Origin of the sequence: Pedobacter sp. MC2016-24, assembly GCF_015223055.1 — a bacterium.
Classification (GTDB): domain Bacteria; phylum Bacteroidota; class Bacteroidia; order Sphingobacteriales; family Sphingobacteriaceae; genus Pedobacter.
This window is the reverse complement of record NZ_JADFBX010000005.1, coordinates 187,168-200,819: the sequence shown is the minus strand read 5'-3', so window position 1 is coordinate 200,819 and position 13,652 is coordinate 187,168. Positions and strand designations below refer to the sequence as shown.

Below are 13,652 nucleotides of genomic sequence, written 5' to 3'. Positions count from 1 at the left end.
GACATGAAATTCAATAGATTGAAAAAATCTTTTCAGATCCTTACCGCAATGTTCCTTCTGGGCACGCTAATGGGGGGATGCAATAAGAAGCTGGATATAGATGCGACACATCTGGTTAATGAAGGCAATAACTGGAAATCGATTACGGATACGCGTTCTGCTTTGTTGGGGACTTATGGCTTGTTGCGGGCTGCACTGGCAGATAATAATGGCCACTGGTTATATGGTGAATTGAGAAACGGAGACTTTCAGGCTACTTCCAGGTTGGATTTGAAAGCCATCATCAACAGCAACCTGAATGCACCATATCCTGTGGTTCAGTCGTTAAGCAGTTGGAGAAGATTCTATGCCGTCATCAACAGTGCAAATTTGTTCATCAGCAGGGCACATGAAGTATTGGCTTTGGACCGGCAGTATACGGAGAAAAACTACCAGGTCGACATGGCACAAATGCATGCCTTACGTGCTTTTGCTTATTTTTATATGACCCGGATCTGGGGCGATGTGCCTTTAATCAAATCGGTTAATGATGGCAGCTTTGAAAAGGTTAAACGTAGTCCGAAAGCTGAAGTACTTGGTTATGCCGAATCGGAGCTTTTAAAGGCTGTTACTGATCTTCCCTATAAATATGGAGACGTAAATGATCCAATCTTTCCGGGACTCTATTATGGGCAGCCCATTGCAGAATGGAACGGCGTATTGATCACCAAAATATCTGCTTATGCTATTCTTGCACATGTTTGCGCCTGGAACGAACGTTATATTGATGCGTCTGGCTATGCTAAATTTGTTCTTGACAATGCCGGTAAAGCAGGGGTAAGCTACTCGGTTACACCACTTTTAACCCGGGTTGATGGCTTGTTTTACGATAAGAACTCCAATCAGCTATTTGGTTTACCTTTTGCCTGGAGTAATATGGAGGCCAGTTTAGATGGGCATATTGAGGACCTTACACTTGCGGCACCGCTTGTAGTCAAACCTGTTCCACAAATTTATATCCCGGATCCAGTTATTTTATCTGTTTTTGATGAAGCCAAAGATCAGCGGTTCTCCATCAATCCGGCCAATGGACGTGCGGTGACAGATTATTTTACTGGTTTTGGCAGTTCAAATACCATTTTTAGTAAAATTAAGTGTATCCGTAATGCTTCCACAGATGGCTCTCTTGGATTGTTTAGTTCTGCTATTGTCTTTACACGACTGGAAGAAATTGCGCTCTTGTATGCCGAATCTATGGCTGTTCTTGGAAATACCCAACCAGCAATAGATGTACTGGATCAACTTCGGATCAATCGTGGCCTACCCTTGTATACCGGGGGGACCAACGGATTAATTGATGCCATTTTTAAAGAACGTAGACGCGAATTGATGGGTGAAGGCTGGAGATGGTACGATCAGGTACGCTATAAACGGATCATGAAAAACGATGCTGATTTTAATAAGTTAATCAGTAGCAATGGCATCTTCTGGCCAATTGCTGAAGACGTACTTCGAAACAATTCTTTACTGGTTCAAAATGAATATTGGAGGTAATTACATGAAACTAAACAAAAATCTGATGAAAAATCTGACGCTGTTCTTTGCCACAGTGCTGTTCATTACAGCGTGTAAGAAAGATAGTGGTGCTTACAATTTCGAAAACCAGGTCAACGAGTATGATGGTAACCTATATGAGTATCTGAAATCACAGCCAGGTGTTTATGATTCTTTACTTAAAGTGGCCGACCGGGTTTCCTGGTTTAAAGATTCTTTAAGGACAGATGCTAATTTTACGCTATTTGCGCCGACAAACCGCAGTTTTACCATTGCCCTGCTGAATTTAAACAATGTAAGAGTTGCAGATAAGCGGCCGAAAATAAATCTGGGTACAGCTAAACTGGAACAGTTAGATACCATGTTGAACAGGTATCTGATTCGGGGGAAGTATACTACCGACAGCTTACTGCTTACCGACGGGGCAATATTGGGCACTTCCCGGTATAACTATGAGATGCATGGGATGGAAGTCAATTCAAATGCCTATGGCTTTGTAAAAGGTGGCCCTAAAACGATTATGTACAGCGACATGAAAGGATCTCAGTACATCGTTCAATGGCAAAGGACAACCACTCAGGCTGTAAATATTTTTACAAAAAATGCAGTAGTACATGTGCTTAACCCTGCGCACGAATTTGGGTTTAGTGAATTTACGCAGCGACTTAATCAATAACAGTTATGAAATCAGCTATAAAGAACATGATCAATAAAAAATATGAAAGGTTTTATGTGATCCCTTTGGTGCTCCTCATCTGCATTTCCGGAGCCTGTAAAAAATTATTGCCTACAGATCGGGATACCTTCAATCTGGAAGCGCGGTTTACGCAAACAGTTTATAAGCCCGTACTGGGACGAACCACTTTAATGACTAATAATTTTGATGCCCAGAGCTCTACCTTGCCATTGACCTTCAAAATCGTCAACCCAAGAAACAGTGATGGTGTTATTGCTCCGGAATTGATCAAACCTTTTGATGTATTGGTTTGGAAGAAAGCCTATACAGGTTTGGAAAAAACCCTGGCCGAGATTGAAGCAAAAAGGGTGGTGGAGCAGCACCCTTTGTTTGAAATCAGAGAGCACTCTGGTGAATTTATCTTATGGGCAGCAGCAAACCAGAATATCCTCAAATCATTGCCAGACTCTGGTTATACCTTTGACGTAGAGGTAACCAACAATGGCGGACGTCGTTATTTCAATAATATGTCGCTCCAACCTTATAAGGAGCGCCCCTCAGAACCGAATTCCATTGATCCGATTACTGGCGCAGATTTAAATACGCCAATTCGGCCAACAGGTATATTTATGACTGGTGAACGTACTTCCAGCTTTTTGGGTGCCAGTGATGTAAATGTATATATGAACAGAAAAGGAGATGGAAACTCTTTGACATTCCGATTCCTGGATTCTTTACAAAGGCCAATTGACCCGAATAAATTTAACCGTACCGACTGGGCTAAGCTTGTACATGGTTTCAACATGAACATCACCAATACTTATGTGAAGTATGATGTTGCTTATCCGATACCATTGGTTGCCATTCCGACAGCTTATACCTCTACTGATGGTAAACAAGCGTCAGTCATGTTTAAATATGACCGGTTGGGCTTTGGTGGAGTTAAAGAAAATGGATTTCTGGCATTTGACTTCAGCATTTACCGTCCTGGTGCATGGGAAATTATTTTTTGGTTTAATCGGGACAACCCAAAATTTGAGAACGAATGAGGTATAGAAGTCAAGACAGATTAAAGCTGAACACGAAAAAACAAAATATAGCTATGAAGCGCTTGTTTAAAATTTTACTACTCCTTATGCTAATACTCGGCAGCGGAGCGTTCACTTACGCCCAAAAAACGATTAACGTAAAAGGTGTCGTACTGGAGCGCTCAACCAATCTTGGATTGCCCGGAGTCAATATTACGACAGGAACACCTGCAAAATCGGTTGGTTCAACAGCTGGTAACGGATCTTTTTCAATTAACGTTCCCGACAACGCCGAACTTACATTCAGTTATATCGGTTTTCAAAGCCAAAAGATAAAAGCCAGCGATAAACAAAATTTGCGTGTGGTATTAAAGGAATCCAATAATGACCTGAAAGGAATTGTTGTTGTGGGTTACACTGCAAAAACAAAGGAGGTTTCTACAGGTGCTACAACAACCATTAGCGGTAAAGCGCTGCAGGATGTTCCGGTTTCTAATGTGGTTGAGCTGTTGCAAGGTAAGGTCGCCGGCCTTAACATTCAGAACAATACAGGAAGTCCCGGCGCACGCGGGTCTATCTTCATGCGTGGTTTGTCAAGTATCGATATACAGGGTTCTGGTAGTGATGCCTTTTTAACTCCCACTTCGCCTTTGTTTGTTATCGATGGTGTGCCCTTAGATGCAAACTCTAACTATGAATATGGGTTCTCTCAAGGAGGGCCGGGTATTAGTCCGCTTTCTCTTATTCCACCAGAGGATGTTGAGGAAGTAACTGTGTTGAAAGATGCGCAAGCCACTTCATTGTATGGATCGCAAGGTGCATACGGGGTAATCCTGATCACGACAAAAAGGGGGAAATCAAAAACGCCGATTATCCAGTATACTACCAATTTTTTTGTGAATACACCACCAAAACTGAAAGATGTGATTGGCGGTAAAACAGAACGGGACATGCGTTTATGGCAAATTTACAATTACGGCAAAGATCTGTATGATTCCAGGAAACTGATTGACAATACCCCCTTTTTGGCAGATAGTTTAAATGCTTTTTACAACAACTCTACCGATTGGCAAAGTATTTTTTACCGGACCACTTTTAATCAGACGCACAATGTGAACGCCTCAGGAGGAGATCAAAAATTCAATTATAAGGTAAACCTTGGCTATTATGATGAGAATGGTATTGTTCAAAATACCGGTTTGACCCGATATTCCCTTGGCATGAACGTTTTGTATCAGCCCAATGAAAAGTTCCGTTTGTTTGCTAACGTATCCTCAGCGCTTGGCGTAAGTCAGAAAGGAAGTGGAAACGGTGTGCAACAGGGAGGGGTAGCCAGTGGAAGTTCATCTTCATCTTTGTTACCTCCGCCATCTCTGTTTAGCGGAGCAGGGGATGCAACGGGCGTTTTGATTGTCGACAATCAAAATAAAACGGCCAATATCAAGACCAATCTGGAAGGCAGGTACCAGTTTTTGAAAACCCTGGCCATGACCAGTGTCGTGAATTACGACTACAATACAGGCACGGAAGATACTTTTAAGCCATCCATTTTAAATAACAACAAGTCGAACTTATATACCTACAACGACCGCAGAAGCACTTTGTATAACAGGAACATGATCAATTATACGGAAACGTTCAATAACTATCATAACCTGAGTTTCTTTGTCTTCAATGAGATGTATGTGCGTGCATATCAGGCACAGGTAATTAACCAGTCGCGTACCCCCAATGATCAGTACCAGGGGCCGCTGGGGTTCAATGCTGCAGAGTCTAAAGGAGGGGTGTTGAACAGCTATGCCGATTCGCGCTCAGCTGCCATTGCTGCGTCACTGTCTTATAACTTTGATAAAAAGTATGTGCTGGATCTTTCTTACCGACTGGATGGTGTTTCAAGTAGTGGTCCGGATGTTCCATGGTCTAAAAACCCATCGGTAGGTTTGAGATGGAACTTTAACAAGGAAAACTGGTTTGCCAAATCGAAGTGGTTAGATTATGGTTCCTTGAGGGGTAGCTGGGGAAAGAATATCGTACCTGTGGGTACGGTATTTGATTCCTTTGGCGCTTACAATTACAGTGGATCATATAACGGTTCACAAGCAATAGGAATTGGATTTAAACAATTGCCCAATACCCTGCTCACGCCAACAAAAACCACGCAACTCAATGCTGGTCTGGATGTTGGTTTCCTGGAAGGAAAATACCAGCTAACCTTCGACACTTATTATAAAATGGTAGACAACCAGGTACGTACCAAATCCCTGGCTGACCACAATGCCTTTGAGGAAATCAAAACCAATGAGGTGAGTTTGGTTAACTACGGATATGAATTGAGTTTAACCGTTAGGCCGCTTGCTAAAAATAGTAAAGTAAACTGGACTGTATCCATGAACGGAGCAATAAATAAGGACGTACTTACACGTCTGCCAGATGAGGTTCGCTCTATACTGATCAAGGACGAGGCCACCAAACAAAATATCCTGTATCGCCTGGGAAGAAACAGTTTATCCAATGTACTTTACAATACCAAAGGTGTTTACGCTAACACAGAAGATGTTGCTGTAGACCCGGTTACCGGACTTCGGTATCGAACAAGCAATGGCACAAAAACGGTTTTTTTCCAGGGAGGTGATCCATATTGGGCTGATATCAATGGAGATTATATTTTGGATGAAAAAGATCTGGTTATTGCTGGTAACTCTTTTCCAAAAATTACAGGTGGTATTTCTTCGTTCTTTTCTTATAAAAACTATTCGGTTAACCTGAATATGTCTTACACTTTGAAGCGCGACATTTTGAATAACGCTTTGGCAGAACGTTTCCAGAACTTTGCCAATCCTGTAAAGCAAAACAACCTGGTTCCATTGGTTAATTACGAACACTGGCAGGTGCCAGGCGACCAGGCCATGTACCCAAATCCATATGATTACCTGCGCTATGATGTGTATTCTCCATACCGCTTTGATCAGACCTTGTTCCAGGAAGACGGATCTTACCTGAAAATCAACACGCTGACACTGGCCTATACATTTGACCGAAAATTTGCAGAGAAGATGGGAATCACCTCTATGCGAATCTATTGCACAGGGAACAACCTCTATACTTTTACCAATTACTCAGGTCCAGATCCGGAGAATGTGACTGATTTAGGCAGGGACAATTCAAAAGGATACCCAAGCAGACGCAGTTATTCATTAGGTGTTAACGTACAATTTTAAAACGATGAAAAGGATTTTATATAGTATTCCGTTGCTGGTGCTGCTCATCGCAAATCCAGGGTGTAAAAAGTTTCTGAATGTAGAACCGGTAACCAGCCTTTCCGGTAATAATTATTGGAAAACAACCAAAGATGCAGAAGATTTTACCAAAGATGTTTACCGCTTGTTCAGAGCGGCAACCATGTCAAATATATTGCTGGCCACCGGAGATTTCCGGAACAGTTATGCCAAAGCCGGCGGTACTTTTCCGAAACGTTACGATTTTGATTATATGGCTGGCAATGACCTTAAAAAAACCCTGGCAGCAGATGCAAGCCGGACCAGGCCAGACTACAATGCAGAACTGGAATGGTATCAGGCAAGAGCACGTTATGACCAGATCCCGGACTGGACGCCTTTTTACAAAGTGATTCAATCTGCCAACATCTTATATAAGGAAGTGGACCGGATAGAAGACCCGGCTTTCACAGCAACTTTAAAAAAACAGTACCGTGCCGAAGCCGTTTTTATGCGCTGTATGGCCTATTTTTTCCTGGTTAGGTTGTATGGCGATGTGCCTTATTATACAAATGCCTACAATCAGGAACCATTGGGACGTACTACCCTGGTAACCGTGTTTAAAAACTGTATTGCTGATCTTGATGCAGTAAAAGAAGACTTGCCCTGGACTTACAAAGATCCGGCCAACCGTGCCGTGCGTGCCATGCGTGGAAGTGCACTCGCCCTGATGATGCACATGAATATGTGGTGTGCCGGATTTGATCAGCCACGTGCCAAATCTTATTATGAAGCAGTGGACGTATTGGCCCGCGAACTGGAAGATATAGGCATGGCTGAACAGGGCGCTTATGCGCTGTTGCCGATAGAACAAACCTATCTGGTAATGTTTGGCCGTTCTAAGGAAGGATTATTTGAAATTCAGTTGAGTAGTAACTATGGCGAAGTGAGTGTAGACCGCCGGCATAAATTCTCCAATAGTGTCGCCCATTTGCCATTCCTGACCTCTACCGACAGAACGCTAAGTGAACTGGCCTATCGCTCAGGTTATATGAAGACCATTTATCCTGAAGGTGTAGCGGATAAGCGTAAAAACATTTGGTTTGACATCGCTGATCTCTATGATGAAACCGGTAAAGCGATCATTTATAAGTTTTTTAACCGTGCAGCACCTACACAAGGAGATGATGATAACCCCATTATATTTCGCTTAGCTGATGCCATTTTGATGCATGCAGAAGCTTTAGCTGAACTGGGAGATGATGCGGGAGCCCAGGAATTGTTAAATAAGATTCGCTCGAGGGCTGGTGCCGATCCTTTTCCTGCAAACCCTGGTAATGGAAAGATTAAAGATGCGATTTATTATGAAAGATGTAAAGAACTGATGGGTGAAGGACATTATTACTATGACCTGGTACGAACCAAAAGAATCATGGATCCAAATTTCTCCTCACGTCCAATGTCTTACTCTGCTTTTGTTGCTGGGGCCTGGACCTGGCCCATCAACGAGAAGGCCCTGATCAATAATCCATATATGGTATTGAATAATTACTGGAGATAGGTTTTACTAGATAAGCGATAAATATGTATACGATAGAAAAATACTTAAAAGGAATGCTGGTTGTCTTGATAGCCATGGCTTGTATGGCCACAGGCTGTAAAAAAAATGCCCACTATTTGGATAGCGGCGTAACCAATGCCAAATTTGATGGCAATATCATGCAATACCTGGAGTCTAAACCACTTTATTTTGATACACTGGTACAGGTGATCAAGCTGGCGGGTATGGAGGATGTTTTTAAAAACGAGAATGTTACTTTTTTTGCACCCCCAGATCCTTGTATCGGATCTTCTGTGCGCATGTTAAACAGTTACCTCTATGTGACAGGAAAGGATACGGTTAAAACATTGGCCGATATTAAACCCAAAGCCTGGAGAGAAATATTGTCTATGTATGTTTTCAAAGGAACGAGCCGTTTGAAAGATTTCAGACAGGTAGATACGCTGGCCCTGGATACCTATTCTGGACAGGGCTATTTATCCTTTAACAATAAGCCAATGAATATTGGTGTCATTTTTAACGACGCAGTGAACGGAACGGACAATGATAAAGTGACCATTAAATATGCCGGTTACAGACAATTGATGATCTCATATATCCCCGATTTGTCCAAACCGAAAAGCTTGTGGATCAATGCACCGGTGTCTTCATCAGATATAAATCCAACCAATGGTATTGTTCATGCGCTACGTTTTACAAATCATTTTTTTGGATTTAATGCCATCAATTTTATTACACTGGCTACTGAAAATGGCATTGGACAGTAAATTATAGGAGATCAGAACATGTGGAATCAAAGAAAAATAAACATACAAAAGATGGATAAGCCAAATTTTTATCTGCTAGGCATGATTTTATTGCTGGCTATCTTCTCTTGTAAGAAATCAGAAACGCTTAAGGACGATCCTTATGCAGGAGGGAAAGCGGCATTGGGGATAAAGGTATCCAACGCTGCACCAAAACCTGCTTCTGGAACTGTTGGGGCCGAGGTGGTTTACCAGGTGAGTGGTTTACTGAACTACAAAGAAAAACTAAAATGCTATCTGAACGAGACAGAAGTTCAGGTTATTGAAGTAACAGACAGCAGTATTAAGGTGAAAGTACCGGCAGGTGCCAGTTCCGGAGGTCTGACCATCATTATTGACGGACAGATTTTTTTCGGGCCTGAATTTACAATCACAGGTAAGATTGGCATAGACCCCACTTTTAAAGCAACGGTAGGTAGTAATGGTACAATTAACCAGATTTTGCCCCTGCCAAATGGCAACATGTTGCTGGTAGGTGGTTTTACAGATTTTGAAAAGAAAGCCTCGCTTAAGGCGCCAGTGAATGCAATTGTGCTGACTTCTGCCGATGGTGAGTTTTTACCAACATTGGCTGCCGGTGCAGGCGTTGGCGGATCATTAACCAGTATACTGCGTCTGAGCAACGGGCAGTTTATGGTTGCCGGTACTTTTACCAGTTATAACAAACGCAAGAGCATTGGCGGTATTACCCGCTTAAATGCCAATGGTTCTTTAGATTCGGCTATAGTGGAGGTCGTGAATCTGACACCTTTGGAACCGCGGAATAGCTATGATACCGTTGCCGCTTACAATGGAGCAGTGCAAGGTACCATCAATAAGATTTTTAGTTATAAGGATAAGGTGATTGCAATAGGTGGATTTATGAATTATTATCAATATTTCTATGAACGTTCTACACGCGATAATAAAGTGATTTTTCCAACCCGAATGGAGAGTTTACTTCAATTGAAACCTAATGGACAGTTAGATTCTACCTATAACTTTAGTCTGGCTTCGGGAACAAGTTACGAAAGACCGAACGGCTTCTTTAACGATGCGGTCATGCAGGGCGACGGCAAAATTGTAGTTGTGGGGAGCTTTACCCGTTTTCAGGGAAAGAATGTAAACTATATCACCAGAATTGACCAAAATGGTCTGGTTGATCCCGGCTTCCAGGTTGGGTCTGGTGCCGATGGTGCCATTGAATCCATCAGGTATAATGCAAGTACCGGAAAGTTTATGGTTTCAGGATCCTTTAGAAACTTTAACGGGAAACCAGCGAATGGATTGGTGATGCTTAATCAAAATGGTACTGTTGATGAATCGTTTAAATTGGGTACACTGGAAGGTGGGAATACCAGTTTTGTTGCGCAATTGTCTAATGGCCTCATTCTGGTAACAGGGTCGTTTACCAAATATAATGGTGTAGTACGACAAGGCTTTATGATATTAAACGGGAATGGTAGCCTGGCCGATGGCTACAACAATACAGGGATGTTTTCTGGTGTAATTAGAGACATCTATGAAACGATTTCGCCACTTGGCTTTCCTGCCGTAGTCATGGTCGGTTATATCAATAAGTTTGATAACAAGTCGGTAGGAAATATCGTACGATTCACTTTACGTCCATAACCTTAATATTTAAGACATGAAAATTCATAAGCAACATCAAAAATATATATGCGGAATAAACCTGGTTCTGGTTATTATGGTTCTGCTTACAGCAACATCCTGTAATAAGGACTTTGCGAATAAACTGGACCTTTCCGATAAAGCAGATAGCATTAGCGGCTATAAAGCACCCAAAATCCTTTACATCATTATTGATGGGGCAAGAGGAGCGGCTGTAAATACTGTTCAGGCACCCGCTTTAACTGAAATCAGTGAAAATGCGATGCAAACGTTTAATAGCCTGAGTGATGTAAGTGGTTTGGCGGCAACAACCTGGGCCGATATGCTGACTGGCGTGAATAAAGTAAAGCACAAGGTAACACAAGCTGATTTTTCTGGTAATAACCTGGCAAACTACCCCATGTTTTTTAAGCAGATTAAACAGAGCAATCCGGATACGCGTACCACAGCATTCTCTTCCACACCTGCTTTTAGTCAGAACCTGATCAGCAATGCTGACCTCAATCAGAACTTTAACAATGACGATGCAGCAGTAAAAACGGCATTGCTGACCGAGTTGAAAAACGACCAGGCTGGAGTTGTATTGGCAGAGTTTAACAGCGTGGACAGAGCTGGAAAACAATATGGTTATGACGCCTCCGTGGGCCAGTACAGTAGCGCAATTTTAACTGTTGATGGTTATATTGCTGAAGCAATGCGCACCTTGAGGGAAAGGCCAGGTTTCAAGAAGGAGAACTGGCTGGTCATTGTGGCCTCAAATCAAGGAGGCGATTTTCCGGTACCACCAGCTCAAAATGATGGTACACTCTTTAGTAAACCTTTATTGAATACCTTTGTTGTTTTTTACAATCCCAGGTTTTCTTACCAGTATTTTTCAAAACCAGGAACCTCAGGTTTACCTTATGAAGGAAAAACTGTGGCTCTGGCAAATGATACCACGGCAAACATTCCGGCTGCGCAATCCAATCTGTATAACTTCGGAACCAGTGGTGATTACACGGTCGAGCTTAAAATTAAAGTGCTACGGTTCTCTACAGGAAATAGCAACGCGCCCATCCTTTTTAAGACATCCAGTCCGGCAAATTCCACAACGGGCTGGTGGATTATTCACTCTGGTGTAAATGGTCAATGGAGATTAGGCGGACTGCCATCGGCCATTATGATTTCCAACCAACCTGCACTTAAGATAGGAGTATGGTATACCCTTGGTTTTAAAATTTATACTGAAAACAACAAGAGATGGGTCATGATTTATCAGGATGGTGTTAAAGCTTATGCTAACCCGGTAGACATTACAAACAGAAATGTAAACAATACTGAAGAACTGGTAGCCGGTTACAGATCTGGTTATGGCAATACAACTAAACAGTTGGTAACGGAAATCAAAGTCTTCAATACTGCTGTTCCAGACAATGTGATTTCGGCATATGCCTGCAAGGGCGCAATAGACAATAAACATCCCAACTATAACAATTTAATTGGCTACTGGCCTGCGACTGATGGTTTTGGCGGACTGTTCAAGGATAAAAGCCCTTCAAAAAATGACTTCGTTTTAAAAAATAAATTTGAGTGGACAGCTTTCAGCGATTTTGATTCCAAATTGTGTGTGGATTTGCCGGCAGACATTTATACCAGGATGCCAAATGGAATTGACATCCCAAGCGTGATTTATGGTTGGATGGGTATCAAAACTTTAAATCTGGGGCTTGATGGCAAAACCTGGGTTCCTGTATACAACAACGTTAATCCCTAAAATCAGCATACAATGAAAAAGACATTTAATTTTAACAAAATGCTATTGTTTGCCCTGGTAGGATTGACAATCAGCTGTACTAAAAATTATGGTATCTCTTATCCGGACGGAACCACAGATAACAATCATCCCAAGGATACTTTTAACCTGGATTTAGATACTTCGAGTAAAAAGGTTGATAAATCGCAGTTTAACGCCGCAAGGGCCTTTCCTGGACTGGTTGGTATTGCAGAACCCCGATATGACAATTATAAGGTAAAGATAAACCTGGATTATGTGCAGGTAGAATCCAATGATATTCGGGTGAGTGTCGCACCGGGAGGCTTTTTAAGTACAGGATTATATGCACCAGCAGGTGAATTGGTACAGGTTAATGTACCAGAGGGTGCTTATGGCTTGGAGTTGCAAATTGGTGCCCAGGACGATAATCTTACTGGTCATGATCCATTACAGCGCGCACCCATTATTTATACCAGACAGCAGTTATATCCGGGGAAAAATTATGCACGTAACCTGTATGGAGGGAATGTTTGGGTAATTCCTTCAAGACCACTGGGCTATACCGTTGAACTTAACTTTAGTGGAGTTTGTAAGTCTCCTGATTTTATATTGGGTGAAACAACGGATGCAGAATGGAAGGCCATGATTGCAAAAACAACGGTTCCGTATTTCGAATTGCGTAGTAAACGAATGATTTTCACCCTGCCGACAAGTAAGCTGAGTAGATATCCAATTGACAGTCCGACAGCATTAATGACGGCCTGGGATCAGGAAATTCTGCATAGTTATTGGGAATGGTACGGCTTGTCTGAAACGACAACCGACATTCGGAACCGCAATCCAACACTACCATGGCGTATAGTGCACGATATTCAGCCAAGCGTAGGAGCTCAACATTCTGGCTATCCTGTTGTGGCAACGGCCAATGACAATTACTTTAATCAAGCAGTGAGCCTTGATCTGGTAGTCGGTTCAAACTGGGGTACCTATCACGAGATTGGGCATAACATGCAAATGAAATCTACCTGGAGTTGGACAGACCTGGGAGAAGTATCTAATAACTTATTCTCATTCAAAATCACAAACCGGCATGGCTATAAACACGCTAATTACAAGCGGGTGATGCCTGCGGCAATTGCCTTTACCGCTACTGCAGGAGCAAAACAGTTTTCTTCAGCCTCGGTAGATGCACGATTGGGACTCTTCATTCAGATTTTCGAACGCTACGGTTTTGATTTTATGACCTATTTATGTACCCAGGCGCGCATGGCTAGATTTGGGGCAAATAATGATCAGGATAGGAAGGATTTCTTTTACGAACGCCTTTCTGAATATACCCAGAAAAATATGAAACCTTTTATGGATGCATGGGGTGTGGACCTGAGTGATGTTTCGAAAAATAAGATCGCTGCTAAATATCCGATGTTAACGGAGCAGGTTTGGCTATTGGATCCGAGTAAATAGTGGTA

9 protein-coding genes are annotated in these 13,652 nt (G+C 42.3%); all 9 read left to right on the top strand.

Annotated elements, in window-relative coordinates; all coding sequences use genetic code 11:
* Positions 1-3 precede the first annotated feature (3 nt).
* The 9 genes from IM797_RS14170 to IM797_RS14130 all read left to right on the top strand — a co-directional run bounded on the left by IM797_RS14170 (position 4) and on the right by IM797_RS14130 (position 13,647).
* Positions 4-1,533 (top strand): RagB/SusD family nutrient uptake outer membrane protein, encoded by a 1,530-nt coding sequence (locus IM797_RS14170; RefSeq protein WP_194127803.1) that lies wholly within the window; start codon positions 4-6, stop codon positions 1,531-1,533.
* A gap of 25 nt (positions 1,534-1,558) precedes the next feature.
* Positions 1,559-2,209, top strand: coding sequence for a fasciclin domain-containing protein (locus tag IM797_RS14165; RefSeq protein ID WP_194127802.1), 651 nt, complete (start codon positions 1,559-1,561; stop codon positions 2,207-2,209).
* A gap of 5 nt (positions 2,210-2,214) precedes the next feature.
* Positions 2,215-3,258: a DUF5007 domain-containing protein gene (locus tag IM797_RS14160; protein ID WP_228098862.1), complete on the top strand. Its 1,044-nt coding sequence runs from the start codon at positions 2,215-2,217 to the stop codon at positions 3,256-3,258.
* A gap of 86 nt (positions 3,259-3,344) precedes the next feature.
* Positions 3,345-6,455, top strand: a complete 3,111-nt coding sequence (locus IM797_RS14155) for a SusC/RagA family TonB-linked outer membrane protein (RefSeq protein ID WP_228098861.1) — start codon at positions 3,345-3,347, stop codon at positions 6,453-6,455.
* Positions 6,456-6,459: 4 nt separating this feature from the next.
* Positions 6,460-8,013, top strand: coding sequence for a RagB/SusD family nutrient uptake outer membrane protein (locus IM797_RS14150; RefSeq protein ID WP_194127800.1), 1,554 nt, complete (start codon positions 6,460-6,462; stop codon positions 8,011-8,013).
* Between the two features lie 23 nt (positions 8,014-8,036).
* Positions 8,037-8,780 (top strand): fasciclin domain-containing protein, encoded by a 744-nt coding sequence (locus IM797_RS14145; RefSeq protein WP_194127799.1) that lies wholly within the window; start codon positions 8,037-8,039, stop codon positions 8,778-8,780.
* 51 nt (positions 8,781-8,831) lie between these two features.
* Entirely contained in the window at positions 8,832-10,430 is a 1,599-nt protein-coding gene (locus tag IM797_RS14140; protein WP_194127798.1) for a DUF5008 domain-containing protein, read from the top strand.
* A gap of 16 nt (positions 10,431-10,446) precedes the next feature.
* Entirely contained in the window at positions 10,447-12,183 is a 1,737-nt protein-coding gene (locus tag IM797_RS14135; RefSeq protein ID WP_194127797.1) for an alkaline phosphatase family protein, read from the top strand.
* Between the two features lie 12 nt (positions 12,184-12,195).
* On the top strand, positions 12,196-13,647 hold the full coding sequence (locus IM797_RS14130; RefSeq protein WP_194127796.1) for a M60 family metallopeptidase: 1,452 nt from the start codon (positions 12,196-12,198) through the stop codon (positions 13,645-13,647).
* Positions 13,648-13,652: the final 5 nt, after the last annotated feature.